The 25,050-nt window shown below is 66.3% G+C and carries 21 protein-coding genes and 2 pseudogenes; 7 read left to right on the top strand and 16 right to left on the bottom strand.

All coding sequences use genetic code 11. The features are described from left to right. Positions 1 to 6 precede the first annotated feature (6 nt). Positions 7 to 780, top strand: a pseudogene (locus tag XcodCFBP4690_RS23450) (PAS domain-containing protein); the annotation flags it as partial. After that, positions 775 to 3,765 (top strand): annotated as a pseudogene (locus XcodCFBP4690_RS15360) (PAS domain S-box protein); the annotation flags it as partial. The pseudogenes XcodCFBP4690_RS23450 and XcodCFBP4690_RS15360, both read left to right, overlap by 6 nt. A 565-nt stretch (positions 3,766 to 4,330) precedes the next feature. Here XcodCFBP4690_RS15360 and XcodCFBP4690_RS15355 read toward each other — a convergent pair. The 7 genes from XcodCFBP4690_RS15355 to XcodCFBP4690_RS15325 form a co-directional block, all read right to left on the bottom strand. After that, complete coding sequence (locus XcodCFBP4690_RS15355; RefSeq protein WP_104542148.1) at positions 4,331 to 6,697, bottom strand: Tex family protein; 2,367 nt, start codon at positions 6,695 to 6,697, stop codon at positions 4,331 to 4,333. 103 nt (positions 6,698 to 6,800) lie between these two features. Next, positions 6,801 to 7,028, bottom strand: coding sequence for a hypothetical protein (locus XcodCFBP4690_RS15350; RefSeq protein WP_029219973.1), 228 nt, complete (start codon positions 7,026 to 7,028; stop codon positions 6,801 to 6,803). A 230-nt stretch (positions 7,029 to 7,258) separates the two neighbouring features. After that, positions 7,259 to 7,747, bottom strand: a complete 489-nt coding sequence (locus tag XcodCFBP4690_RS15345) for a hypothetical protein (protein WP_104542146.1) — start codon at positions 7,745 to 7,747, stop codon at positions 7,259 to 7,261. Beyond that, complete coding sequence (locus tag XcodCFBP4690_RS15340) at positions 7,717 to 7,914, bottom strand: PspC domain-containing protein (protein ID WP_029219975.1); 198 nt, start codon at positions 7,912 to 7,914, stop codon at positions 7,717 to 7,719. The genes XcodCFBP4690_RS15345 and XcodCFBP4690_RS15340 overlap by 31 nt, the downstream gene beginning before the upstream one ends. Before the next feature lie 103 nt (positions 7,915 to 8,017). After that, positions 8,018 to 9,094: a class III poly(R)-hydroxyalkanoic acid synthase subunit PhaC gene (locus tag XcodCFBP4690_RS15335; protein ID WP_104542144.1), complete on the bottom strand. Its 1,077-nt coding sequence runs from the start codon at positions 9,092 to 9,094 to the stop codon at positions 8,018 to 8,020. Further along, on the bottom strand, positions 9,091 to 10,224 hold the full coding sequence (gene phaE / locus XcodCFBP4690_RS15330; RefSeq protein WP_146091916.1) for a class III poly(R)-hydroxyalkanoic acid synthase subunit PhaE: 1,134 nt from the start codon (positions 10,222 to 10,224) through the stop codon (positions 9,091 to 9,093). The genes XcodCFBP4690_RS15335 and phaE overlap by 4 nt, the downstream gene beginning before the upstream one ends. 55 nt (positions 10,225 to 10,279) lie before the next feature. After that, the gene (locus XcodCFBP4690_RS15325) at positions 10,280 to 10,894 is read right to left on the bottom strand and encodes a CDP-alcohol phosphatidyltransferase family protein (protein ID WP_167394648.1); all 615 of its coding nucleotides are present in this window, start codon (positions 10,892 to 10,894) and stop codon (positions 10,280 to 10,282) included. Between the two features lie 139 nt (positions 10,895 to 11,033). On the opposite strand from XcodCFBP4690_RS15325, the gene XcodCFBP4690_RS15320 reads away from it, so the two are divergent. Next, positions 11,034 to 11,792, top strand: coding sequence for a 3-hydroxybutyrate dehydrogenase (locus XcodCFBP4690_RS15320; RefSeq protein WP_104542142.1), 759 nt, complete (start codon positions 11,034 to 11,036; stop codon positions 11,790 to 11,792). Positions 11,793 to 12,014: 222 nt separating this feature from the next. Here XcodCFBP4690_RS15320 and XcodCFBP4690_RS15315 read toward each other — a convergent pair whose 3' ends face one another. From XcodCFBP4690_RS15315 to ppsR, 3 genes are all read right to left on the bottom strand, one after another. Then, complete coding sequence (locus tag XcodCFBP4690_RS15315; RefSeq protein ID WP_104542140.1) at positions 12,015 to 12,503, bottom strand: NUDIX hydrolase; 489 nt, start codon at positions 12,501 to 12,503, stop codon at positions 12,015 to 12,017. A gap of 218 nt (positions 12,504 to 12,721) precedes the next feature. After that, positions 12,722 to 13,231, bottom strand: a complete 510-nt coding sequence (locus XcodCFBP4690_RS15310; protein ID WP_104542138.1) for a DUF1249 domain-containing protein — start codon at positions 13,229 to 13,231, stop codon at positions 12,722 to 12,724. Positions 13,232 to 13,434: 203 nt separating this feature from the next. Beyond that, complete coding sequence (ppsR, locus tag XcodCFBP4690_RS15305) at positions 13,435 to 14,256, bottom strand: posphoenolpyruvate synthetase regulatory kinase/phosphorylase PpsR (RefSeq protein WP_104542230.1); 822 nt, start codon at positions 14,254 to 14,256, stop codon at positions 13,435 to 13,437. Between the two features lie 142 nt (positions 14,257 to 14,398). Here ppsR and ppsA point away from each other — a divergent pair, with 142 nt between their 5' ends. Both ppsA and XcodCFBP4690_RS15295 read left to right on the top strand, forming a co-directional pair. Beyond that, positions 14,399 to 16,792 (top strand): phosphoenolpyruvate synthase, encoded by a 2,394-nt coding sequence (gene ppsA / locus XcodCFBP4690_RS15300; RefSeq protein WP_104542136.1) that lies wholly within the window; start codon positions 14,399 to 14,401, stop codon positions 16,790 to 16,792. Next, a complete protein-coding gene (locus XcodCFBP4690_RS15295; protein ID WP_104542134.1) occupies positions 16,792 to 17,748 on the top strand; it encodes a mechanosensitive ion channel family protein in 957 nt (318 codons plus the stop codon). The genes ppsA and XcodCFBP4690_RS15295 overlap by 1 nt, the downstream gene beginning before the upstream one ends. A 183-nt stretch (positions 17,749 to 17,931) precedes the next feature. Here XcodCFBP4690_RS15295 and orn read toward each other — a convergent pair whose 3' ends face one another. The 3 genes from orn to mntR form a co-directional block, all read right to left on the bottom strand. Continuing rightward, positions 17,932 to 18,516, bottom strand: a complete 585-nt coding sequence (gene orn / locus XcodCFBP4690_RS15290) for an oligoribonuclease (protein WP_104542132.1) — start codon at positions 18,514 to 18,516, stop codon at positions 17,932 to 17,934. Between the two features lie 72 nt (positions 18,517 to 18,588). Next, positions 18,589 to 19,044, bottom strand: a complete 456-nt coding sequence (gene tadA, locus XcodCFBP4690_RS15285; RefSeq protein ID WP_167394658.1) for a tRNA adenosine(34) deaminase TadA — start codon at positions 19,042 to 19,044, stop codon at positions 18,589 to 18,591. A 62-nt stretch (positions 19,045 to 19,106) separates the two neighbouring features. Continuing rightward, positions 19,107 to 19,574: a manganese-binding transcriptional regulator MntR gene (gene mntR / locus XcodCFBP4690_RS15280; protein ID WP_029219987.1), complete on the bottom strand. Its 468-nt coding sequence runs from the start codon at positions 19,572 to 19,574 to the stop codon at positions 19,107 to 19,109. A 144-nt stretch (positions 19,575 to 19,718) separates the two neighbouring features. Here mntR and XcodCFBP4690_RS15275 point away from each other — a divergent pair, with 144 nt between their 5' ends. Further along, positions 19,719 to 21,047 carry an Nramp family divalent metal transporter gene (locus XcodCFBP4690_RS15275; RefSeq protein WP_104542128.1) on the top strand — a complete coding sequence of 443 codons (1,329 nt, stop codon included), beginning with the start codon at positions 19,719 to 19,721 and terminating at the stop codon, positions 21,045 to 21,047. 820 nt (positions 21,048 to 21,867) lie between these two features. After that, positions 21,868 to 22,692, top strand: a complete 825-nt coding sequence (locus XcodCFBP4690_RS15270) for an alpha/beta fold hydrolase (protein ID WP_104542126.1) — start codon at positions 21,868 to 21,870, stop codon at positions 22,690 to 22,692. Positions 22,693 to 22,984: 292 nt separating this feature from the next. Here XcodCFBP4690_RS15270 and XcodCFBP4690_RS15265 read toward each other — a convergent pair whose 3' ends face one another. Genes XcodCFBP4690_RS15265 through XcodCFBP4690_RS15255 form a run of 3 tightly spaced genes read right to left on the bottom strand, consistent with a single transcriptional unit; the run spans position 22,985 to position 25,006 of the window. Next, positions 22,985 to 23,143, bottom strand: coding sequence for a DUF1427 family protein (locus XcodCFBP4690_RS15265; RefSeq protein WP_104542124.1), 159 nt, complete (start codon positions 23,141 to 23,143; stop codon positions 22,985 to 22,987). Then, entirely contained in the window at positions 23,140 to 23,370 is a 231-nt protein-coding gene (locus tag XcodCFBP4690_RS15260; RefSeq protein WP_104542228.1) for a DUF1427 family protein, read from the bottom strand. The genes XcodCFBP4690_RS15265 and XcodCFBP4690_RS15260 overlap by 4 nt, the downstream gene beginning before the upstream one ends. A gap of 7 nt (positions 23,371 to 23,377) precedes the next feature. Then, the gene (locus XcodCFBP4690_RS15255) at positions 23,378 to 25,006 is read right to left on the bottom strand and encodes an MFS transporter (protein WP_104542226.1); all 1,629 of its coding nucleotides are present in this window, start codon (positions 25,004 to 25,006) and stop codon (positions 23,378 to 23,380) included. Positions 25,007 to 25,050: the final 44 nt, after the last annotated feature.

Raw genomic sequence — 25,050 nt, 5'->3', positions numbered from 1 at the left:
TGCTGGATGGATATTGCCGTGTCGCCGTTTGCCGGCCTGTTACCGGAAACGAGCGAAACTGCAAGCTTGCTGCTGGCATCTCCCTGCGCCGCAGATCCGCTGTTGCGCGGCAGTGTCGCCTTGCGCACCACGCTGTCGGTCTGCCTGCACGCACGCCATCCGATGCTGCTGACCTGGGGCAATCACGCCTGCTGCATCTACAACGATGCCTGCATTGCGCACCTGGGGGCACGGCATCCGGTTGCGTTCGGCCAGCCGCTTGCCGAGCTGACAATCGGCGACCTGCCGAGCGACGCATCCGGGGGCCTGCAGCTGTCGACATGGTCGAGCAGCCCGGTGCTGGAGAACGGTCAGCAGGTGGGCACGCTGTATGTGGCCGCCGGATCTGCGGCCGGCATCGATCCGCCCCGCCCCACCATCGCGGCACCCGCCGCATCATCGGCACTCGACCAATCGCCAGCGTTCATGGCGGTGCTGCGTGGGCCGGACTACGTCATCGAAAGCGTCAACCAACGCTTCCACGACCTGGTCGGCGAGCGGCCGTTACTGGGCCGCGCACTGCTGGATGCCATGCCGGAAATCGCCGACCAGGGCTACCTCGGCCTGCTCGACGAGGTGCGTCGCAGCGGGCGGCCTTTCATCGGCGAATCGATGACAGCCTATCTGCAGCGCTCGCCCGGCAGCGCGCTGGATGAAACCTTCGTCGACTTCCTCTATCAACCGATGCGCGACAGCGATGGCCGGATCGATGCGATCCTGGTGCATGGCTTCGATGTCACCGCGCAGCGGCGCAGCGAGAGCCGCGACAGCTTCCTGCTGATGCTCGAAGACGCCTTGCAGAATGTCTCCGACCCGCGCCAGATCATCGATACCAGCGTGCGTCTGCTGGGCGAGCATCTGCAGGCCAACCGCTGTGCCTTCGGGCTGGCGGCCGCCGACGGCAGCACCATGCATGTCATCAGCGACCATGTGCAGGACATGCCCAGCCTGCAAGGCGACTTTCCGCTGGAAGCGGCGCAAGGCCTGCGCGATGCGCTGCTGGACAATCGCCCGTGGTTCACCACCGATGCCAAGGCACCTGGCGCGCCGGACTACGTGGTCGAGCAGTATCGTTGCTCGGGCCTGCGCGCGTCGCTGGCGATTCCGTTGCACAAGCATGGCCGTCTGGTGGCGGCCATCGGCGTGCACCAGCGCGCCCCACGACGTTGGCTGTCCACCGAAATCGAACTGGTCCGGCTGGTAGCGGCGCGCTGCTGGGAATCGATGCAACGCGCCAAGGCGCAACAGCAGTTGGCGGCCAACGAAGCGCGCCTGCGGCGCCTGGCCGACACGCTGCCGCAGATCATCTTCATTGCCGGACCCGATGGCCGGCCGCACTATTTCAACCAGCGCTGGTACGAGTACACCGGCCTGGATCCGGCCGACAACCAGGAGGCGGCCTGGCATCGGGCCCACACCAGTGCGGGCTTGCAGCTGTCGGGCGAGACCTGGACCACGGCGTTGCAGCGTGAGCAGGCGTACGAGATGGAATGCGAGTTGCTGCGTCACGATGGCCAAGCGCGCTGGCATCTGATCCGCGCATTGCCGGTACGTGGCGAGGATGGCTGCATTGCCGAGTGGATCGGCACCTATACCGACATCCATGATCGCCGCATGTTCGAGCAGCAACTGCGCGAGAGCGAAATCCGCTTCCGCGCGCTGTGCGAGACGGTGCCGGCGATGATCTGGATGGCCGATGCGCAAGGCGCGTGCGTGTACTGGAACCCGCGCTGGTACCACTTCACCGGCCAGGGCGAGGACCAGGCGCTGGACCAGGGCTGGTGGGACGTGATGCACCCGGACGACGCCGGGCGCGTACGGCTGGCCTTCGAACAGGCGCTGGAACGGCGTGGCGAATTCCTGGCCGAATACCGCGTGCGCCGCCACGACGGCCAGTACCGCTGGTGCATCGACACCGCCTCGCCGCATTTTTCCAGCGATGGGCGCTTTCTCGGGCATATCGGCTCGCTCACCGATATCTCCGAACGCAAGCACATCGAAGATGCCACCGCCTCCGACCGCGCGATCCTGAGCCTGATCACCACCGGCGCACCGCTGCCGGTGGTGCTGGACGCGATTGCACTGAGCGTGGAAGCGCGCGGCGAGATCCCCCTGTACTGCTCGGTGATGGTGCTGGATGAGATTCGCCATACCCTGAGCTTCGGGTCGGCACCGCATTTTCCGCTGGAGTACCACGGCCAGTTCGAACCGGTGCCGATCGCATCGGACGGCCCGCCCTGCGCACGCGCCGCGCACATCGGGCGGCAAATCATCTGCACCGACATCCAGGCCGAGCCGAGCTTCAGCCGCCATCATGCGGTGTCGGCGGCACTGGGCATCGTGGCGTGCTGCGTGACGCCGATCCTGGCCAGCAATGGCCAGGTACTGGGCACGCTCAACATCTATTACGACCGCACCCACCTGCCCTCGCTGCGCGAACAGGCGATGGCACGCTCCGCATCGCACCTGGCCGGGATCGTGATCGAGCGGACCCGCGTCGACGCCAAGCTCAAGCTGTCGCTGCAGGCCGAAACCGCCGCGCGCAACCAGGCCGAACATGCCAGCCGGGTCAAGGACGAATTCCTGGCCACGCTCAGCCACGAATTGCGTACGCCGCTCAATGCCATCCTGGGTTGGTCGCGGCTGATGCAGTCGCCTAGCTTCGAAGCGGACACGCTGGGCAAGGGCCTGGTGATCATCGAGCGCAGCGCGCGTGCGCAGACGCAGATCATCGACGACCTGCTGGACATGAGCGCGATCTTGTCCGGCAAGATCCGCCTGCAGGCCGAGCACTTCGACATCGCCGGCCTGGCCCGCAGCACGCTGGACCTGATGCAACCGGCCGCGCTCGCCCGCGACATCGCGCTGGAACTGGATGCACCCATCGACAGCGAGCTGTGGTTCTTCGGCGATGCCGGACGTCTGCAGCAGGTGCTCAGCAACCTGCTCAGCAATGCACTCAAGTTCACTGCCCCGGGCGGCACTGTGCGGGTGGGCCTGGATGTGGAAGATGGGCGCCTGCGACTATGCGTGCAGGACACCGGCATCGGCATCGCGCCGGAGTTTCTGCCGCATGTCTTCGACCGGTTCCGGCAGGCCGATGCCGGCACCACGCGCCGCGTCGGCGGCCTTGGGCTGGGCTTGTCGATCTCGCGCCAGCTGGTGGACCTGCATGGCGGCAGCCTGGGCGCATCGAGCGCCGGCGAGGGCCGGGGGGCGTTGTTCACCATCGTGCTGCCGTTCCAGCACGGTGTCAGTGGACTGCGCCCGCCATCGGCCGACACGACCCAGGTGGGCCCACTCCCGCCCGACTGCCACGGGCGCCTGGACCGCGTACGCGTGTTGTTGGTCGACGACGACCAGGATTCGCGCGAGGCGGTGATGCAGTTCCTGATGCTGGCCGGTGCGCAGGTACAGGCCGCCGGCTCGGTGGAGGCGGCCGAGCAGTGCCTGGCCGAGGCTCCCTTCGACGTGCTGGTCAGCGACATCGCGATGCCGGTGCGCGATGGCTACGATCTGATCCGCACCGTGCGGGCCGGTGGCGGCGAGCTGCCGCGGCATATCCCGGCAATCGCCCTGACGGCCTACGTGCGCGAGGAAGACCGCGACCGCGCGGTGGTGGCCGGCTTCGATGCGCACATGGGCAAACCGGTGGAGCCGCCTGGCCTGGTCGATCTGATCGAACGCCTGGTGGTGCCGACGCGCGCGGTGCATGGAGCGGCGTGAAATCGCCCGGTAGCGCCGATAAGACAGGAGCGGGAAGAATGCCAACGACCAGCTCGCACATGCAGAATTTCCTGCAGAAGCGAACGGTCTGACATCCAGGCACGCGTCAATTGCAGCCGGATTGGATTCCAGGCCGCGTCCGCACGATTGGATTCGGGGCGTGGCGTCGCTTGTTGGATGTAGTCAAAAGCTCAGGTCATCGAGGGCGCGGCGCCTTCACCGCTTGCGGGACCCGCCGTGAATGCGTCCATGGAAGCTCGATGGCGGCATCCATGCCGCCAACGGTCCCGCAAGCGGTAAGGGCGCCGCGCCAGAGCGTTTGCTGGCGGTTTTATCGAAAGCCATGCGCATCGACCGACTCGACCGATCCTTACCCGCTTACCGTCGCGGAACCTTGGGCGGCATGGATGCCGCATCAGCGCCTGCAAGGACGTACTTGCGCCGTGTCCAGCGAGGGTGGCGGGCAAGAGCCCTGCAGTCACGTCGCACATCAGCCGCTCTGCAACTGATCCGCAACGTTGCTACCCAATCACTTCAAGCCAGCCGCCACGCAAGGCAGCCTGACTCAGCTGCGCTTGGCGCGGGCGAATGCGGCGGCCAGCGCGTTATCGGCCGGGGGAGCGGTGGTGCGCGGCTTGCTGTTGCCCTGCGCCGGTCCACGCCCACCACCACCGTCGCGACGGCCCTGCCCCGGTCCGCCACTGCCACGCGCATCGCGCGAGGGCGCGCTGCCATCGGCCGCTGGCGGCGTGTCGGACAGGCGCCGGGTCAAGGCGATGCGCTTGCGCGCCACATCCACTTCCAGCACCTTGACCTTGACGATGTCGCCGGCCTTGACCACATCGCGCGGATCCTTGACGAAGGTGTCCGACAGCGCGGAGATGTGCACCAGGCCATCCTGATGCACGCCGATATCGACGAACGCGCCGAAGGCGGCAACGTTGCTGACCACGCCTTCCAGAATCATGCCAGGCTTGAGGTGCTTGATGTCCTCGATGCCCTCGGCGAACTGCGCGGCCTTGAATTCCGGGCGCGGGTCGCGGCCGGGCTTTTCCAGCTCCTTGAGAATGTCGCGCACGGTCGGCACGCCGAACTGTTCGTCGGTGAACAGCTCCGGCTTGAGTCCGCGCAGGAAGCTGCCATCGCCCAGCAAGGCCTTGATCGGCTTGCCGGTGCTGGCGACGATGCGCTCGACCACCGGATACGCTTCCGGGTGTACCGCCGAGACATCCAGCGGCTCCTCGCCATCGGCGATGCGCAGGAAGCCGGCGCATTGTTCGAAGGTCTTGTCGCCCAGGCGTGGCACCTTGAGCAGGTCCTTGCGGCGTTTGAACGGGCCGTTGTCGTCGCGATGGCGCACGATGTTTTCGGCCACCGTGCTGGACAGCCCGGACACGCGCGACAGCAGCGCCGCCGAGGCGGTATTGACGTACACGCCCACTGCGTTGACGCAGTCTTCCACGCGCGCATCCAGCGCCTTGGCCAGGCGGTACTGATCCACGTCGTGCTGGTACTGGCCCACCCCGATTGCCTTGGGTTCGATCTTGACCAGTTCGGCCAGCGGGTCCTGCAGGCGCCGCGCGATCGACACCGCGCCGCGCAGCGACACATCCAGGTTGGGGAATTCCTTGGCGGCGAATTCGGACGCCGAATACACCGATGCGCCCGCTTCGCTGACCACGATCTTCTGCAGATTGGCACCCTCGCACAATGCGATCGCCTCGCCGGCCAGCTTGTCGGTCTCGCGGCTGGCGGTGCCGTTTCCGATCGCGATCAGCTCCACGTTGTGCTGCATGCACAGCTTTTTGATGGTCTGCAACGATTGGTCCCACTGCCGCTTGGGCTCATGCGGGTAGATCGTCTCGGTGGCCACCAGCTTGCCGGTGGCATCGACCACGGCGATCTTGCAGCCGGTGCGGATACCCGGGTCCAGGCCCAGCACCACGCGCGGGCCGGCCGGGGCCGCCAGCATCAGGTCCTTGAGGTTGTCGCCGAACACCGCGATCGCTTCGGCTTCGGCCTTTTCGCGCGCCTGATTGAACAGGTCCAGCAGCAGGTGCATGTGCAGCTTGGCGCGCCAAGTCAGCTGGCAGGCGTCCAGCAACCAGCGATCGGCCGGGCGGCCGTCGTTGGAAACGCCGGCATTGCGCGCCACCCGGCCTTCGGCGTACTGATGCCCCGCCTCGGCGTCGGTGCCCGGGTCCAGGTCCAGATGCAGGAATTCCTCGCGCCGTGCGCGGAATAACGCCAGCAGGCGGTGCGAGGGAATCTTCGCCAGCGATTCGGCATGGTCGAAGTAATCGCGGTACTTGGCACCGGCCTCTTCCTTGCCCTCGGCCACGCGCGCGCGGATGACGCCGTTGTCGTTCAACCAGCTGCGCAGCTCGCCAACCAGTGCGGCATCTTCGCCCCAGCGCTCCATCAGGATGGCGCGGGCACCTTCCAGCGCTGCCTTGATATCGGCCACGCCCTTCTCGGCGTCGATGAACGCCGCTGCAGCCACCTCCGGTGCCTGGGTCGGGTCGGCCAGCAACCCGTCGGCCAGCGGTTCCAGCCCGGCCTCGCGTGCGATCTGCGCGCGGGTGCGGCGCTTGGGCTTGTAGGGCAGATAGAGATCTTCCAGCCGCGACTTGGTGTCGGCGGCGGCGATCTCGTTGCGCAGTTCGTCGCTGAGCTTGCCCTGTTCGTCGATGCTGGACAGGATGGCGGCGCGGCGGTCTTCCAGCTCGCGCAGGTAGGTCAGGCGCGTTTCCAGGTTACGCAGCTGCGTATCGTCCAGCCCGCCGGTGACTTCCTTGCGGTAGCGGGCGATGAAGGGGACGCTGGCGCCTTCGTCCAGCAGGGCGATGGCGGCACGCGCCTGGGCGGGTTGGGCACCGATCTCATCGGCGATGGTGCGAGCGATCTGCTGGGCAAGCTGGCTATCGTGCATGACGGCGCGGGGTGAACCGCTTCACTGAAAAAATGCATTTTCGCAGTGCGCGCCCGCCACGGAAACCCGTTGACAGCGCCGTGGTAAACCAGTGCCGCCGCGCTCAGCTGGCGCGGTGCGCGTAATGGCTGGCGGCGCGTTCGACCAGGATGCTCTCGTGCAGCGATTCCAGCGCCATCACCCGCACCTTGCCCATGTCTTTCAGGGGCACCATGCGCTCCACGTACACCTCCGGGCCAGCATCGGTCATCGCACGCGACTTGCTGAACCCGTAAGGCACCACGCCCTTGTCGCCATCTTTGCTGCCACCGACGTACAGGACAATCGACATACCACACCTTCTTTGTTGCAGTTGCTACGTTAGGGACGCGAGCATACCCAGCGCGTCGTGAGGAGCTTTCCACGCACGTTAACGCCGGCTGTTTGCGGTTTGGTGACGGCGCCAATGCCGCCCTCGCCTCACTGCGGCTTCACCAGCGGTGGCTATCTCCGTTCCCTTGCCCCATTCCCATCGCCTCACCTGACAGGCAGCGACGGCCGGCCTGGCTGAACCGCTGCGGTTCAACGCCGCATGCAAGGCCACCACGGCCACCAGCCGCGGCCATGCAGAGCGTAGGCATCGGCCGCCCGTTCCAGTGGGTTGCGCACGTGGATGCCGCCGCAGAACAGATACACCGGCAGGAACAGCGGGCCGAGCAGCATGTATTGATAGACGTGGGCGCGCTCATGGTCGCCCAGCCGTACAGGCGGATGCGTGCAGCGGCCGGCCGCATGCGCGTAGGTGCTGCAGTGCAGGTCCAGCGACTGGCCCTTGAGCAGGATCACATTGCCCAGCGTCATCGCCCCACCCGGTCCCCAGGGCCAGCGATCGAAGACGATGGCCAGTTCCTGCCGCGACCAGCGCGGGCGTGCGCCAAAGCAGCTTCCGAGCGCACCGATCGCCAGACCCAGTGCGGTATTGGGCAGCGTCCATAGCGCGCCCAGGGCCAGCAACGCAGCCGGCCCATGCCGCAACCGGGTCAGTCTGCCTGGTTGGGAATCAGCAGCCACAGGATCAGATAGACCAGGATGCCGGGAAACGCCGCCGAGGCGATCGACACGATGACGAACAGCACGCGCAGCAGCGTGGAACTCCAACCGAAGCGACGCGCGATACCGCCGACGACGCCGGCGATCATGCGATCGTTGAGGGAACGGGACAGTGCGGTAGTGGCCATGGGCAGCTTCCTGGAAACGTGACGGCCAGTCTAGAAAGCCCGACGGCAGCAGACCGTGATGGGCACCGGCGCCGCGCGCCGACCGGCGTTGCCCTTGCAGATATCAGGCGCTGCTGTCGCGCGCCTGCAGCCAGCGATGGATGGCCACCGGCACCTCGCGCTGCGCACGTCCGGAGACATAGATGCCGATATGGCCGCCACGAAAACTCAGCTCGCTGTAATCCTCGCTGCCCACCAGGCTGCGCAAGGCGCGCGAGGCATCCGGCGGAACGAGGTGATCGTGTTCGGCGTAGATGTTCAGCACCGGCATGTCGACATCCTGCAGATCGACCGCCTGCCCGCCGATTCGGACCTGCCCGGTGACCAGTCCGTTGCGCTGGTAGAACAGCGTGACAAATTCGCGGAATGCCTCGCCGGCCAGGTCGGGCGAGTCGAAGATCCACTTTTCCATGCGCAGGAAATCTTCCAGCGCCTGCTTGTCGTCGAGGATGTCGAGCAGGCCGACATACTTCTGCAGGTTGAGCCGGAACGGCTTGAGCATCAGGTAGCTGGCGTTCATCAGATCCGCAGGCACGTTGCCCATGGTGTCCACGAACAGATCCACATCGACCATGCGCGCCCAGTTGGACAGCATGTTGTCGGGGGTATGGAAATCCACCGGGGTGACCATGGTGATCAGGTTGCGCACCTTGTGCCGTTGCAACGCGGCGTAGCACAGCGAGAACGTGCCGCCCTGGCAGATGCCGAGCACGTCCACCGCGTCCACCCCGGCGTGCGCGCGCAGGTGATCCACTGCGCCGTCGATGTAGCGCAACAGATAGTCTTCCAGCGTGAGATAGCGCTCGGAGCGATCCGGGTAGCCCCAGTCCAGCACATAGACGTCCTGGCCATGGCTCAGCAAGCCCTTGACCAGCGAGCGATCGGCCTGCAGGTCGACCATGTACGGGCGATTGACCAATGCATACACGATCAGCAGCGGCGTCGTGGCCACCGGTGCCTGTTCGCCGACGAAGCGATACAGCACCACCTTGCCGTCGCGCCAGACTTCCTCGCGTTCGGTGACGCCGTAGTCGACATCCTCCACGCCGGGCAGCAGCTTGAGACCTTCGCGCAGCTTGCGTTGCAGCGACAGCGTCTCCTGCATCAGATCTTCGGCACTGAATCCCAACGGCCCTTTCATGCGCTGGCTCCACGCGATTTGCCGGCAGCGGGTTTGTCTGCGGCTTTGCCGGCGCCAGCCCTGGAGGCCGGCTTGGCGGCCGCAGGTTTGGCCGGCTTGGCGGCGGCTGCCGGCTTGCGCGCCGCAGCTGCGGAAGATGCCGCCTTGCGCGGGGTCGGCGCCGGCTTCACCGGCGCGACCTCCGGTTCGTCAGGCGCTCCCGCCTTGCCCGATGCGCTGGTCGTGCTGCGCAGCATCCGCCGCACCGTTCGCTCCAGTTCGGCGATGCGGCGATGTGCGGCATCCATTTCCGAACGCGTGGGCATGCCGAAGCGTTCGCTGAGCTGCTCCACCTCTTCCTGCAGCGCGGCGCGCAGACGCATATGCGCGTTGGCAAAACCGCCGTAGACCTCGCGGAACTGGTCCGACAGCGCGATGTCGGCGTAGGACTCTTCGGCCGCTTCGATCCATAGATCGAACAGGGCACGTGCGCTGGTCAGCTGGCTGCCGCTGCTTTCGTGTTCGCCCAGCTTGCTGGTGAAGCGAGCGAAGGCCTGTTCGATCGCCGCCTTCAACTGCTCCGCGTAGGCTTGCGATTGGGCCTGGAACTCCTGTTGCGCGCGTGCCAGTTTCTGCAGGCGCGCCTGGTGATTGCGGTTCAGCCCGAAGGCGGGCATGTCCAGCCATGGCGCGTTTTCCTCCCGCCACTTGCCCAAGGCCTGCGCCGCCTGCTGCAACCAGGGATCGAAGCCGCCGGGGCTGCCACCGCGCAGCGAGCCCAGGGTCCACTGCATCAGTTGCTCGCCCTGCCCTTGCACGGCACGCCGCCAGGCATCGGAGACCTCAGTGGCCGAGGTATCGCGCCCGGCAAACTGCGCGGCGACCTGCTGCATGGTGCCGAACCAGTCGCCGGCCTGGGTCCTGAAGCGGTCGATGGCCTCCTGCGCCTGCGGCGCGGCCTGGGTGGGCAACAGCTGCGACCACCAGTCCACCGCCTTGCGCCAGTCCTGCGGCGCATCGCCACCTGCGGGCGGAGGCGGTTGCGCAGCGGCGCCGGCCTGGCTGTGACGCATGGCCTCTCCCCAAGCCGCCCAGTACTGGCGCGCCTTGTCCTGAAAGTTGCCATTGTCCGAACCGCTGCTTGCCATCATCCACTCGCACGTGTGTCCACCCGGCCATCCTACCGCGTGTACCGGGCGTTGCCGTTCAGGGTTTGGGGATACGCAGCGTCTTGCTGATCATCAGCGAGCCGGAGACCGCAAACAGCAGCACCAGCGGGTGGAACTGCCAGGGGCCCAGCTGCCATTGCCCCCACCACAAAGTCTCGCCGATGCGGCCGGTGCTGGCGGCCACCGCCAGCAGGATCACCAGCGCCAGGCTGGTGGGAATCGGCGTGCCTTCGAAGTACGGCACCTTGTCGGCATCGCCGGCGATCTCTTCGGCGGTCACGTTGTAGCGCGCCAGTCGACTCACCCCGCAGCAGACGAAATAGCTCAGCACCAACCAGTCCCAACCGCCACGCATGCCGCAGGCATAACCGAGCGCGGCCGGCGCAACGCCGAACGAGATCACGTCTGCCAGCGAGTCCAGTTCCCGCCCCAGTGTGGACGAGGCCTTGCGCCAGCGCGCCACGTGTCCGTCCAGCGCATCGAACACGAACGCCAGCGGAATCAACGCCATGCCCAGCAGCAGGTCGCCGCGGTGGCCTTCCTGCAGGAAGCGCATCGCCGCGAAGATCGCCCCGGTGCCGCAGAAGGCGTTGGCCAGGGTGAACCAGTCCGCGAGTTGGAAATCGCGCAGCATCGAAAAATGGCGTTTCATGCGGAGCCTGAGGAAAGCGAGGCGCAAAGGGTAACGCGCGCGCGCCACGCAGGCGACCGTTGCTCCGCACTCCGCTAGGCTGGCGATCAGCGTGGCCGCTCCCGGCCGCGCACGCTCTCCCGACTTCCGAGGATACCCGATGCGCAGCATCCTGATCACTGGCGCCGGCAGCGGCATTGGCGCCGGCATCGCCACCCATCTGGCCAGCGACGGCCACCATCTGCTGGTCAGCGACATGGACCTGGCCGCCGCCGAGCGGCTCGCGCAGCAGGTGCGCCAGGCTGGCGGCTCGGCCGAGGCACTGGCGCTGGATGTGAGCGACGAAGACAGCGTCGCGCGCGCACTGGCCAGCGCATCGCACGCGCCGCAGGTGCTGGTGAACAACGCCGGCCTGCAGCAGGTCGCGGCGCTGGAAGACTTCCCGATGCAGCGCTGGGCCTTGCTGGTGGATGTGATGCTCACCGGCGCCGCACGCCTGAGCCGGGCGGTGTTGCCCGGCATGCGCGCGGCCGGCTACGGACGCATCGTCAACATCGGCAGTATCCACTCGCTGGTGGCCAGCCCCTACAAGAGCGCCTATGTCGCGGCCAAGCATGGCCTGGTCGGCTTGTCCAAGGTGATCGCGCTGGAAACCGCCGACTGCGACATCACCGTCAATACGCTATGCCCCAGTTATGTGCGCACGCCGCTGGTGGAGCGCCAGATCGCAGACCAGGCGCGCACGCGCGGCATCGCCGAAGACGACGTGGTCCGCGATGTGATGCTCAAACCGATGCCCAAGGGCGCCTTCATCGAATATGACGAGCTGGCCGGCACCGTGTCCTTCCTGATGTCGCGCGCTGCGCGCAACATCACCGGGCAATCCATCGCCATCGATGGCGGCTGGACTGCCCAATAATCGCACTGGTGAAATTTTCGCCAGCCAGATTGACAGCGTTGCAGCGCAAGGGCTCTCATGGGTTGTCCACAGACTTGCGCAGCCTCCATCCACAGGCGGTGTGGAAAACTGTGCGACGCGTCCCAGGCGCCCCCCAGCCGCTGGCCGGTGCCTCCGCGTTGACGAAGGAACACGGCGTAAGGTTCGCCGCTCGCGCGCAGCGCGCCGGCGGCCACATTTCCCTCAGACGCGCGAATAACTCCAGGACTGCATGCGCCCGTCGCGATACGGCATGACGCCATGGAACGGCCGCGGGTCGCCGTCGAATACCAGCGGCAGGAAATTGCGGTCGCCCTCCCACATCGGCACCTGATCCATCTGCGCGATGGAAACCCACTCCAGCGTGCCTTCCGGATTGGATGCCTGCGGGATGCCGTCGAAACTGCGGATCAGGAACACGAACCCTAGCCAATCCTCGCCCTGCTTGCCGAAGCCCGGCCAGCTGATGGTGCCGCGCAACTGCATGTCGCCGCACTCCACGCCGGCCTCTTCGCGAATCTCGCGGCGCATGCAGGCCAGCACGTCCTCCTCCGGCTCCACCTTGCCGCCAAGCCCGTTGTACTTGCCCAGATGCTGATCGCCCGGGCGCGCGTTGCGGTGGATCATCAGCACCTGCGTGCCGTCCGGCGACAGCAGGTAGCCCAGGGTGGCGACAATCGGGGTATAGGGCATGACATACGATCTGGCACGAAGCGCATCAGTATGACCGAAGCCATCGCCTGGACGCAGAGGGAATCGCTGGCCGCGATCTTGCCTCACTGCCTCGATGGGCCGGCGCCGTGGGCGGCAATCACGCAATATCCAGCCTGGTCGGTACCGCATCATGCTGCGATGAACCGGCAGCCATTGTCGCGTTCGCCACAGCGCAAGGCGCACCGCCGCGCCAGATCTCAGCCGGCAGCAGCCTGCGCACCCGGCCTTGGCGGGGCGACGTACTCCGAATCCAGCCGCAGGGTGGCCACGCCATGGCCGCGTTCAGCCAGGTATTCCAGCCACTTGCCCAAAAAGGTGTTCATGCGCATGCGGTGGCTGATCAGCTCGGCCGGCGGCGGGAACATGCCCATCACGTCCTGCCAGCGACGACCCACATAGCAATGCGTGGTCTCCGCCTGCCGGGCATCGCGGTACAGGCGCACATACGCCGAGGGATCCGGCTCGCCGGTGACCGGGTCGCACAGGTCGTAGGTCAGCCGCAGTTCGACGGTGTAGCGATGGCACTCGATCACGTCCAGGCGCAGGTCCAGGCCATCGCCGATCGAAGAGACATACGAACCCGGTGCCAGGTCGCCCGGGGCGAACAGGCGGGTCAGATGCTGGAAGTTCTCCGCATACAGGCCCATCAGCCAGCCGAACCGGCTCAGGCGCGGAATGATGTCGAGTTTGCTCAGTGTCTGGGCCATGCAGCGATCCTACACGCTGCGCTGCCGCACGGGCAGCATTGACGCCGGCCCGACGACAGGCCTACCTTGGCGGAGCATTGCCCCGCCCGCTTGATCTCCCCCGGATTGCCAGCAGGCCGTCTGACCAATCGCGGCGGCATCCGGACGGCGAACGCGCCGCGTGCCTGCCCAATCCCAAATCCCGCCCTGCCAATCCCGGCTCCTCAAAACATCTCGCGCTGCAGCCCCAGGGTCGAGAGCACCTTGCTGGAGATTTCCTCGATCGAGGTATTGGTGGTACTGAGCGAGGGAATGCGTTCCATTCGGAACATGCGCTCGGCGATCGCCACTTCGCGGCGGCAGGTCTCTGCGGCGCTGTAACGCGAATTGGCGCGACGCTCCTGGCGGATCTGCTGCAGCCGTTCCGGATCGATTGTCAGGCCGAACAGCTTGCTGCGGTAGTTGCGCAGGCGCGGCGGCAACTGCTCGTTCTCCAGGTCCTCGTCGGTCAACGGGTAGTTCGCGGCGCGGATACCGTAGTGCAGGGCCAGATAGATGCAGGTCGGCGTCTTGCCCGCGCGCGAGACCGCTACCAGGATCACATCGGCCTCGTCGTAGTTGAGCGCCATGCCATCGTCGTGGCTCAAGGCAAAGTTCATTGCATTGATCCGGCGATGGTAGGTCTCGAAATCCACCATGCCGTGCGCGCGCCCTACCCGCGAATGCCGTGGCGCATTGAGCTCGCGTTCCAGCGGCTCGATGAAGGGCGCGAACACATCCAGCATCAGCGCACCGCTTTCGGCCAGGATCATGCTCAACTGCGGATCCACGCACGAATTGACGACCACCGGGCGCACCTGATACCGCTCGCCGGCGGCGCGCACCCGCATCGCGGCATCGCGCGCTTTTTCTGCATCATCGATGAACGACATGCGGTCGGTGACGAAGTTGAATCCGCTGAACTGCGTGAGCAGGCTATGCCCAATCGTTTCAGCGGTGATACCGGTTCCATCGGAGACGTAGAACACCGGCCGGATTGTTGACATCAAGACCACCTCTTTGAACTGGTGTCCAAAACTTACGGGTTCATGCTTGTGCAGATTCCGCTGTGCACTGCATCATAGCGGCTTCTTCCTACGGACGCGGCCATCCAGCCCGCTCGGGCGATGGCCATACGGAGCATCGCGCTTGAACGAGAATATCCTGTGGTTGCATGAGCTACGCCTGGTCGATCTGGCCCGCGTAGGCGGTAAGAATTCCTCGCTCGGCGAGATGATCGGCAACCTGGCCGGATTGGGCGTTTCGGTTCCAGGTGGATATGCGACCACGGCTGAGGCGTTCAAGGACTTCATTGCCCACAACGACCTGTCCAAGCGCATCTTCGACAAGCTCGAGACGCTGGACGTGGAAGACGTCAATGCCCTCACCGTGGCCGGCAAGGAAATTCGCGGCTGGGTGATCGACGCCCCGCTGCAGCCGGAACTGGACCGCGACATCCGCACCGCCTACGACAAGCTGTGCGCCGAAAACGGCGGCGGCGAAGTGGCCGTGGCGGTACGCTCCTCGGCCACCGCGGAGGATCTGCCGGACGCGTCGTTCGCGGGCCAGCAGGAAACCTTCCTCAATGTGACCGGCGCCGACGATGTGGTGCACAAGGTCAAGGAAGTGTTCGCCAGTCTTTATAACGATCGCGCGATCGCCTATCGCGTGCATCACGGTTTCAAGCACGAGGACGTGTTCCTGTCGGCCGGCGTGCAGTTGATGGTGCGCTCGGGCGTGGGCTCGTCGGGCGTGCTGTTCACGCTGGACACCGAGTCCGGCTTCCGCGACGTGGTGTTCGTGACCTCCAGCTTCGGCCTGGGTGAAATGGTCGTGCAGGGTGCGGTCAACCCGGACGAGTTCTACGTCTACAAGCCCACGCTGACCGCGGGCAAGCCGGCCATCCTGCGCCGTTCGCTGGGCAGCAAGACGATCCGCATGGTGTATTCGGACGTGCCCGGCGAGCGCGTGCGCATCGAAGACACGCCGGTCGAGCTGCGCAACACCTTCTCGATCAGCGACGAGGACGTGCAGGAACTGTCCAAGCAGGCCCTGGTGATCGAGAAGCACTACGGCCGCCCGATGGATATCGAGTGGGCCAAGGACGGGGTCAGTGGCAAGCTGTTCATCGTGCAGGCGCGCCCGGAGACGGTGAAGTCGCGCAGCCACGCCACCCAGATCGAGCGCTTCGCCCTCGACGCGAAGGATGCCAAGGTGCTGGTGGAAGGCCGCGCGGTCGGCGCCAAGATCGGCAGCGGCGTCGCACGCGTGGTGCGCTCGCTGGACGACATGAACCGCGTGCAGGCCGGCGACGTGCTGATCGCCGACATGACCGACCCCGATTGGGAGCCGGTGATGAAGCGCGCTTCGGCGATCGTCACCAACCGTGGCGGGCGCACCTGCCACGCGGCGATCATCGCGCGCGAGCTGGGCGTGCCGGCGGTGGTCGGCTCGGGCAATGCCACCGATGCGATCAGCGATGGCCAGCAGGTCACGGTGAGCTGCGCCGAAGGCGATACCGGCTTCATCTACGACGGCCTGCTGCCGTTCGAGCGCACCACCACCGACCTGGGCAACATGCCGCCTGCCCCGCTCAAGATCATGATGAACGTGGCCAACCCGGAGCGCGCCTTCGACTTCGGCCAGCTGCCCAACGCCGGTATCGGCCTGGCGCGCCTGGAGATGATCATCGCCGCGCATATCGGCATCCATCCCAATGCCCTGCTGGAATACGACAAGCAGGACGCCGACGTGCGCAAGAAGATCGACGCCAAGATCGCCGGCTATGGCGATCCGGTGAGCTTCTACGTCAACCGCCTGGCCGAAGGTATCGCTACGCTGACCGCCTCGGTGGCACCGAATACGGTGATCGTGCGCCTGTCGGACTTCAAGTCCAACGAGTACGCCAACCTGATCGGCGGCTCGCGCTACGAGCCGCATGAAGAGAACCCGATGATCGGCTTCCGTGGCGCCAGCCGCTATGTCGATCCGTCCTTCACCAAGGCGTTCGCGCTGGAGTGCAAGGCGGTGCTGAAGGTGCGCAACGAGATGGGCCTGGACAACCTCTGGGTGATGATCCCGTTCGTGCGCACGCTGGAGGAAGGCCGCAAGGTGATCGAGGTGCTGGAGCAGAACGGGCTCAAGCAAGGCGACGGTGCTGATGGAAAGCCGGGGCTAAAGATCATCATGATGTGCGAGCTGCCGTCCAACGCGTTGCTGGCCGACGAGTTCCTGGAGATCTTCGACGGCTTCTCGATCGGTTCCAACGACCTGACCCAGCTGACCCTGGGCCTGGACCGCGATTCCTCGATCGTGGCCCACCTGTTCGACGAACGGAATCCGGCCGTGAAGAAGCTGCTGTCGATGGCGATCAAGTCGGCGCGCGCCAAGGGCAAGTACGTGGGCATCTGCGGCCAGGGGCCGTCGGACCACCCGGAACTGGCTGAGTGGCTGATGCAGGAGGGGATCGAATCGGTGTCGCTGAATCCTGACACCGTGGTCGATACCTGGCTGCGCCTGGCCAAGCTCAAGAGCGAGAGCTGATGGGACTGTTGGGTGCAATGATGGCGGTCGCTGCGGGAGCAGCGGCCGCCAAGCCGGCGGCGAAGTCGCCGGCCTTCGACTGGTCGAGCGTGAACTGGGCGCAGTACGCACTCAACTGCGGCCTGGCGCTGCTGATCGTGGTGATCGGCATGTGGCTGGCCAAGCAGCTGAGCCAGTGGCTGCACCGCGCGCTTACACGCGCACGGATCGAAACCACGCTGACCAACTTCCTTCGCAACGTGGCGTATGCGTTGCTGCTGGTGCTGGTCTTCGTCAGCGCCTTGAGCCAGATCGGCGTGCCGCCGACCTCGCTGATCGCGGTGCTAGGCGCGGCCGGCCTGGCCGTGGGTCTGGCGTTGAAGGACTCGCTGTCCAACATCGCTGCAGGCGTCATGCTGATCGTGTTGCGGCCGATGCGCGATGGCGACCATGTGGTCATCGCCGGGCAGGAAGGTGTTGTCGACGAGATCCGGATCTTTCAGACCCGGTTGCGCGCCTTCGACGAGCGCATGATCACCCTGCCCAACAGCACCATCACCACCGCCCCCATCATCAACTACAGCACCCTGCCCAACCGCCGGCTGGACGTGACGGTGGGCGTGGGCTACGACGATGACCTGAAGAAGGCCCAGCAGCTGTTGCTGCAGATCGCCAAGGACAATCCCAACATCCTGGAATCGCCGGCGCCATTCGTGCAGGTGACCAACCTGGGCGAGAGCACGGTGGACCTGATGTTGTTCGCTTATGCCACCAACGGCAATTTCGGCGCAGCCAAGAGCAGCACGCTGGAGCAGATCCGCAATCAGTTATTGGAGAACGGGCTCAATATTCCGTATCCACAGCGCGATCTGCACGTGTACCACCATGACGCCGACGGCAAGCCGATCTCCGATCTGCTGCTCAAGGGCATCACCGACGATGGCGATCTCACCAAGGGGCCGCCGCTGGCACGGTGAGTTCGACCGGACGAGACACGAAAAGGCCGCATCGCAGGATGCGGCCTTTCTCGTTCGCCAGCCCTGCTTGCGCAGGTGGCGGGCCTGCACCATGCGGCGATGTCCTTGTGCCGGGGTTTGCGGGGCTCGCGCGGCACCCACCTGCCTGCATCACTTCGGGCGGTCGCCTGCCGCTCCCACCGCTCAGTCTTCCACGCCAGCGGCGATATCGCCGCCCAGTGCCCCCATGAACTGCCGGTAGTGGCGCAGCTCGGCAATGGAGTCGCGCACGTCGCTCAGCGCGGTGTGCGCCGAACTCTTGGCAAATCCATTGGCCACCGTCGGTGCCCAACGCCGCGCCAGTTCCTTGATGGTGGACACGTCCAGGTTGCGGTAATGGAAGTAACGCTCCAGGCGCGACATCTGGCGGTGCAGGAAGCGGCGATCCTGGCAGATCGAGTTGCCGCACATCGGCGAGGCGCCGGCGCGGATCCACTCGCTCAGGAACGCCACCGTCTGCGCCTCGGCCTGCGCGTGGCTGACCTGGCTGTCCAGCACGCGCTGCCACAGGCCCGACCGACGATGCTGGTTGCGGTTCCACTCGTCCATCGCTTCCAGCGTTTCCAGCGGATGGGCGATGGCCAGTTCCGGCCCTTCGGCAAGCACGTTCAACTGCGCATCGGTCACGATGGTGGCGATTTCGATGATCGAGTCCTGGTCGGTGTCCAGGCCGGTCATTTCCAGATCGATCCAGATCAGTCGGTCGTTGCCTGCGAGGGTATCTGCCATATCGCCGTCCTGTGGAATGCCGTGCCCGGCCGGGTGCTGGAAAGGGCGCGCATGATACCGCGCCCATGTGGCTCACGGCAGCAGCGGCGGCTTGCCGCGCTTTGCGCGAAAGTAATTGGTCAGCCGCAGGCTCGCCTCGGCCGCCAGGACGCCGCCGGTGACCTGCACGCGATGGTTGTGGCGCGGGTCGGCCAGCAGGTCGAACACGCTGCCGCAGGCGCCGGTCTTGGGGTCGCTGGCGGCGAACACCACCCGCGCGATACGCGCATGGATCATCGCCATGGCGCACATCGCGCACGGCTCCAGAGTGACGTACAACGTGCAGCCGAGCAGGCGGTGGTTGGCCAGACGCCGCCCCGCCTCGCGCATCGCCACGATTTCGGCATGCGCGCTGGGGTCGTGGCTGGCGATATTGAAGTTCCAACCTTCGCCCAGCACCTGGCCCTGGGCATCGATCAGCACCGCGCCGACCGGGATCTCGTCATAGTCGCGCTCGGCACGCGCGGCCAGCTGCAGGGCGTGCTGCATCCACTGCCGGTCCAGCAGCAGTTGCGGCGGCGCGTCGTCGATGCTGCGATCGGGCGACAAGCTCACGCCGCGCTGCCGCCCTGGCGATCCAGGAACGCGGCGAAGGCGGCCACCGTGGCCTCGCTGACATGGTGCTCGATGCCTTCGGCATCGCGACGCGCGGTGGCTTCGTCGATACCCAGCGCCAGCAGAAAACGCTCGACGATCTGATGGCGCTGGCGGCTGGAGGCGGCCAGTGCCTCGCCGGCCGGGGTCAGGAACACGCCACGGTACGGGCGCTGCACCACCCAGCCATCGCGCACCAGCCGCTTGAGCATCTTGGCCACCGTGGGCTGGGCCACGCCCAGGCGCGCGGCGATATCGACCTGGCGGGCCTCGCCGCCATCGACCAGCAGATCGGAGATCAGCTCCACATAGTCCTCGACCAGCTCGGCGCGGCGCGCTTCGCGCACCTGGCGGAAGCTTTCCATATGCACCTGTGCGTCGATCAGGGACGGCGTGGCCGCCTCCAGCTTTTCGCTCTTGCCCACCCTTGTCCTCGTGCTTGCGTCCGGAATTGGTGCCGGGGTGCGTAGTGTGAGGCACGCGGCCGATCAATACGATTGAGTTCGCCAATGCTCAACAGAATAGCAAGTGCTATATCATCTGCCTGATTCGCCGTCGCCTTCCTCCGCATGTCCGCCGACAAGCTCGCTTCCGCCCCTTCGCCCGCCCTTGGCGGCCTTGGCGATCACCACGCCAGCATCGCCGTGCCCGGCAAGGGTCACTGGTGGTTCCGCCTGCTGGCGTTCCTCGGGCCGGGCTACATGGTGTCGGTGGGCTACATGGACCCGGGCAACTGGGCCACCGACCTGGCCGGCGGCTCGCAGTTCGGCTACCTGCTGCTGTCGGTGATCCTGCTGTCCAACATCATGGCGATCGTGCTGCAGAGCCTGTCGGCGCGGCTGGGCATCGCCACCGGGCTGGACCTGGCGCAGGCCTGCCGGGCGCGTTATCCGCGCGCGGTGAACCTGGCGCTGTGGGGGCTGTGCGAGCTGGCGATCATCGCCTGCGACCTGGCCGAAGTGATCGGCACCGCGATCGCCCTGAAGTTGCTGTTCGGCATTCCGCTGACGCTGGGCGCGATCATCACCGCGGTGGATGTGGTGCTGGTGCTGCTGCTGATGCATCGCGGCTTCCGCGCGCTGGAAGCCTTCGTGATGGCCTTGCTGCTGATCATCTTCGTGTGTTTCGGCATCCAGATCGCGCTGGCTGCGCCACCGATCGCGGCGGTGCTGGGCGGCTTCCTTCCGCGTGCGCAGGTGGTGACCGACCCGCAGGCGCTGTATCTGGCCATCGGCATCATCGGCGCGACGGTGATGCCGCATAACCTGTACCTGCACTCGTCGATCGTGCAGACGCGTGCCTACCCGCGCACCGATACCGGGCGCCGCTCGGCCTTGCGCTGGGCGGTCACCGACAGCACGGTGGCGTTGATGTTCGCGTTGTTCATCAATGCCTCCATCCTGATCCTGGCCGCAGCGGTGTTCCATGCACAGGGACGCACCGACGTGCAGGAGATCGAGCAGGCGCATGCCCTGCTCGCGCCGATGCTGGGCGTGGGCCTGGCATCGACCTTGTTCGCGCTCGCACTGCTCGCTTCCGGCGTCAATTCCACCGTGACCGCGACGCTGGCCGGGCAGATCGTAATGGAAGGTTTCCTGCAACTGCGGTTGCCGCCGTGGCTGCGCCGCCTGGTCACCCGCGGCATCGCCATCGTGCCGGTGGTTGTGGTCACCTGGCTGTATGGCGAAGCCGGCACGGCGCGGCTATTGGTGCTGAGCCAGGTGGTGCTGTCGATGCAGTTGCCGTTTGCGGTGATCCCGCTGGTGCGCTTCGTCTCCGACCGGCAACTGATGGGCGCGCTGGTGACACCGGCCTGGCTGGTGCGCATCGCCTGGGTGATTGCGCTGGTGATCGTGGCGTTGAACCTCAAGCTGCTGTGGGACACCGTGTTGCGTTGAGCGGCGGCGACGTGGCGGCAATGCCGCGACAGGTTGCACGCATCGCCGGCCGCCAACGCGCTCGACCGCTCCGACGGGGCCCCCCGATGGACAGCGCCAGGGGCACGGAGTGGCACGCGCCCCTTCGCGCAGGCTTTTCACTTGCGGGAGATTAGTGCACGAGCGCCCTCATCCGGCGCGTTGCGCCACCTTCTCCCGCAAGCGGGAGAAGACAGTCCGGCCATCCGGTGCTCACTTACGGGAGATTGGTGCACGAGCCCTCATCCGGCGCGTTGCGCCACCTTCTCCCGCGAGCGGGAGAAGACAGTGCAGGTCATCCGGTGCTCACTTCCGGGAGATTGGTGCACGAGCGCCCTCATCCGGCGCGTTGCGCCACCTTCTCCCGCAAGCGGGAGAAGACAGTGAGGTCATCCGGCAGTCTGGTCAGGGCCTGCCCTGCCTGGCCTGAGCGGCTGCGCCTATCGCACCCTTCGGCCACACCGCGACGCGCCGCATAGAGCGCACACGGATGCAATCTGCACCACGGCTGCAAGCGGTCTACTGCCGGCATGCACCGGCTGGTCCCTGGCCTGCGTCACCACGTGGCGCATGCGCGCATGACCAGCATTGCGTCATGCGACCGCCGGGCTGCATGCCCTTGCCCACAGGAGTGTCTATGGATCCGTTCGAGGCGCCTCCGGCCGACGCCGGACGCCGCACCTTTCTCGTCTCCGGCACGGCCGCCGTGGCAGCGTTGTCGTTGCCCGCATTCGCAACCGCTGCCGTTGCACCTGCCGTTCCGACCAACCCACCCCACTCGTCTACACACGGAGTCAACCCGATGTCCAATTTCGTCAAACGCCCCGATGGCGCCAACATTTTCTACAAGGACTGGGGCAAGGGCCAGCCGGTCGTGTTCGCGCATGGCTGGCCGCTCAGCGGCGACGCCTGGGACCCGCAGATGCTGTTCATGGGTCAACACGGCTATCGCGTGATCGCGCATGACCGCCGCAGCCACGGCCGTTCCAGCCAGACCTGGGACGGCAACAATATGGACACCTACGCCGACGATCTGGCCGCAGTGATCGACGCGCTGGACCTGAAGGACGCGATCCTGGTCGGCCACTCTACCGGCGGCGGCGAAGTGGCACACTACGTGGGTCGTCACGGCAGCAAGCGCGTGGCCAAGGTGGTGCTGGTGGGCGCGGTACCGCCGCAGATGGTCAAGAGCCCGACCAATCCGGGCGGTCTGCCGATGAGCGTGTTCGACGGCATCCGCGAGGGCGTGGCCAAGGACCGTTCGCAGTTCTACCAGGACCTGACCACCCCGTTCTTCGGCGCCAACCGTGACGGCAACAAGGTTACCCAGGGCATGCGCGATGCGTTCTGGCTGCAGGGCATGCTGGGCGGCCACAAGGGACAGTACGACTGCATCAAGGAATTCTCCGAAGTCGATTACACACCCGACCTGAAGAAGATCGACGTGCCGGCGCTGGTGGTGCATGGCGACGACGACCAGATCGTGCCGATCGATGCCTCCGCCAAGCTGTCGTCCAAGATCATCAAGAATGCCGAACTGAAGATCTATGCCGGCGCGCCGCATGGGCTGACCATCACGCACGCCGATCAGTTCAACAAGGATCTGCTGGCCTTCGCAAAGGCCTGATCGCTGCGCCAAGGCAACAACCTGGGCCGGCGCGCGAGAGCCGGCCCTTCTTTTTGTCTGGTGGGTTGCGCGGCAGAGGCCAGACCACGCGTTCGACCCGCGTGCGCCGGATGCTGCAAGCATGCCGTAAGCCGCAAGGTCTCCCGCTGCACGGTGCCTGGAAGGGCCAGACAACGCGCGGCTCTACATGCGCGTCTCACCGATCACCGTTGCTTGGCCGCTGCGAGCACGATGCCTGGCCACCGCACCCCACATCGCGCAGGTGCAGGCGTCACCAGGTGACAGCTGCTGGCTAGCGCAACAGCCAGTCGGCCAGGATGAACCCGCCACTCATCGCGACCACCAGCAGCGCGCCGGTCAGGCGCGGCGGTGCGGGCAACGGCAGATCCAGCACACGGCAACCGATGCCGATGAGCAGCGCGAGCACGATGCCCATCACCGCCATGCTCATGCCTCGCCCTGCCCCAGCGAAGGACCGACCGGCCCACCGCAATGCCGCAGGCTGCGTGCCGCGCGCCGGGCCAGAAAGCGATCGGCAAACGCATAGCCACAGGTCATTGCCAGCACCAGCAACGCGCCCACCAGGGCGGTGGGTGCAGGCGACGGAATTCCCGCCGCCCGGCAGCCGAACCCAATGGCCATCCCCAACACCAGGCCGACGATGAGCTTCCAGTTCACCGCCATGTCAGAGATCCGAATGCGCATGCGGCGGCGCGATGACGCCACTACCGCCGACGAAATGGCGCACCACCGGAGCGCGCTCGCCCTGGTGCAGTGCGCGGATCTGCTCCTGCAGTTGGCGATCGTCGCCGGTGACGCGCTCGTGCTGGCGCAGGTGCTCCAGCCAGGAGGCAACGATAAAGTATTCCAGGTGCACGCCCGGGGTGGCCGCGTCTTCGGCAATGCCCCAGACCACTGCACCATCGCGACGGCGTGCGGTTCCCAGTTGCGTCATCAACTGCAGGAAACTCCTGCGCGCCTCGGCGGCGATGCGGTATTCCACGGTCACCAGCACCGGGCCGCGGTCGTGCTCGACCGCATCCGCCTGCGCAGGTGCCGGCCAATGTCCGGCCGGTGCAAGATCCAGGTGTTCGGTGCCGGCGATGCGGGCGCGCTTGACCAGCAGCGCCGCAAGCACCGCGCCTGCGGCAGCGATCTGCAACGCGATCGCAATCGAGCTGCGCTGCGCCACCGCGCCCCAGAGCAGCGAGCCTGCCGCCATGCCGGCCGAGAACACCACGATGTACAACGACAAGGCGCGCGCGCGCACCCAGGCCGGCACCGCGGTCTGCGCGGCGATCTGCAACGACGACAGCACGGTGATCCAGGCCAGACCGTTGACCACCATCACCAGGCACAACACGCCGATCTGGCGCGACAACGCCAGGCCCAGCAGCGAGGCGGCGCAGACCAGCGTGGCGACGAACACCAGCAGGTCGCGGTCGTAACGGGCGCGCAAGCGCGGCAGCAGCAAGGCGCCACTGATCGCGCCGATACCGATGCAGCCGAGCAGGATGCCGTAGCTGCCGGCGCCCAGCTGCATGTCGCGGCGTACCACCAATGGCAGCAGGGCGGTCAATGCGCTGGCGAACAGGAAGAAGCCGGCGGCCTTGATCAACACCGCCTGCAGACGGCCGGCACGTGCGGCATAGCGCAGGCCGGCACGCAGGCCGGCGCCGAAGCTTTCCGGTGGCAGTGCCGAGGCCTGTGCATCGCGACGCCAGCGCCACAGCACCAGCAGCATCAGGCCGAACGTCACCCCGTTGAGCAGGAAGGCCCACGGTGGCCCGAACTGCGCCACGATCAGGCCGCCGATCGCCGGGCCGATCGAGCGGGCGATGTTCATGCCGATCGAGTTGAGTGCCACCGCCGAAGCCAGCATCGGGCGCGGCACCAGCTCCGAAACGATCGCCGCTTGCGCCGGCATCGCCATCGCCGCGCCCATGCCCATCGCAAAGGTCAGCGCGACCAGCACCCATGGCGTCAGCAACTGCAGGTGCGCAAGCAGGGCCAGCACGCCGGCCACCAGCAACATCCAGCCCTGGGTCAGCAGCAGATAGCGGCGCCGGTCCACGATATCGGCCAGGGTTCCGGCAACCAGCGCAAACAGCACCACCGGCAAGGTGGTGGCCGCTTGCACGGCTGCCACCATCAACGGTGAGCCGGTCTGCCCGGCCATCACCCAGGAGGCGGCGACATCGTTGATCCAGGTACCGATGTTGCTGCCCAGGATCGCCAGCCACAGGGCCCGAAACATCGGTTCGCGCAGCGGTGCCCAGGCACTGCCATCGGCAGGTGCGGCAGAAGACGTCATCGCAGCAAGACTCCAGTGGACCGAAGACAACGGGCGCTGCGCAG

The organism is Xanthomonas codiaei, from assembly GCF_002939785.1.
GTDB lineage: Bacteria > Pseudomonadota > Gammaproteobacteria > Xanthomonadales > Xanthomonadaceae > Xanthomonas > Xanthomonas codiaei.
The sequence above is the reverse complement of the archived record's forward strand: the minus strand, read 5'-3'. Positions and strand labels throughout refer to the sequence as shown.

Excerpts from the sequence above, each read along its gene's own strand:
- XcodCFBP4690_RS15355 (WP_104542148.1), bottom strand. The coding sequence starts at position 6,697 with ATGCACGATAGCCAGCTTGCCCAGCAGATCGCTCGCACCATCGCCGAT.
- XcodCFBP4690_RS15350 (WP_029219973.1), bottom strand. The coding sequence starts at position 7,028 with ATGTCGATTGTCCTGTACGTCGGTGGCAGCAAAGATGGCGACAAGGGC.
- XcodCFBP4690_RS15340 (WP_029219975.1), bottom strand. The coding sequence starts at position 7,914 with ATGGCCACTACCGCACTGTCCCGTTCCCTCAACGATCGCATGATCGCC.
- XcodCFBP4690_RS15335 (WP_104542144.1), bottom strand. The coding sequence starts at position 9,094 with ATGAAAGGGCCGTTGGGATTCAGTGCCGAAGATCTGATGCAGGAGACG.
- phaE (WP_146091916.1), bottom strand. The coding sequence starts at position 10,224 with ATGATGGCAAGCAGCGGTTCGGACAATGGCAACTTTCAGGACAAGGCG.
- XcodCFBP4690_RS15325 (WP_167394648.1), bottom strand. The coding sequence starts at position 10,894 with ATGAAACGCCATTTTTCGATGCTGCGCGATTTCCAACTCGCGGACTGG.
- XcodCFBP4690_RS15320 (WP_104542142.1), top strand. The coding sequence starts at position 11,034 with ATGCGCAGCATCCTGATCACTGGCGCCGGCAGCGGCATTGGCGCCGGC.
- XcodCFBP4690_RS15315 (WP_104542140.1), bottom strand. The coding sequence starts at position 12,503 with ATGCCCTATACCCCGATTGTCGCCACCCTGGGCTACCTGCTGTCGCCG.
- XcodCFBP4690_RS15310 (WP_104542138.1), bottom strand. The coding sequence starts at position 13,231 with ATGGCCCAGACACTGAGCAAACTCGACATCATTCCGCGCCTGAGCCGG.
- ppsR (WP_104542230.1), bottom strand. The coding sequence starts at position 14,256 with ATGTCAACAATCCGGCCGGTGTTCTACGTCTCCGATGGAACCGGTATC.
- XcodCFBP4690_RS15295 (WP_104542134.1), top strand. The coding sequence starts at position 16,792 with ATGGGACTGTTGGGTGCAATGATGGCGGTCGCTGCGGGAGCAGCGGCC.
- orn (WP_104542132.1), bottom strand. The coding sequence starts at position 18,516 with ATGGCAGATACCCTCGCAGGCAACGACCGACTGATCTGGATCGATCTG.
- tadA (WP_167394658.1), bottom strand. The coding sequence starts at position 19,044 with ATGCAGCACGCCCTGCAGCTGGCCGCGCGTGCCGAGCGCGACTATGAC.
- XcodCFBP4690_RS15275 (WP_104542128.1), top strand. The coding sequence starts at position 19,719 with ATGTCCGCCGACAAGCTCGCTTCCGCCCCTTCGCCCGCCCTTGGCGGC.
- XcodCFBP4690_RS15270 (WP_104542126.1), top strand. The coding sequence starts at position 21,868 with ATGTCCAATTTCGTCAAACGCCCCGATGGCGCCAACATTTTCTACAAG.
- XcodCFBP4690_RS15265 (WP_104542124.1), bottom strand. The coding sequence starts at position 23,143 with ATGAGCATGGCGGTGATGGGCATCGTGCTCGCGCTGCTCATCGGCATC.
- XcodCFBP4690_RS15255 (WP_104542226.1), bottom strand. The coding sequence starts at position 25,006 with ATGACGTCTTCTGCCGCACCTGCCGATGGCAGTGCCTGGGCACCGCTG.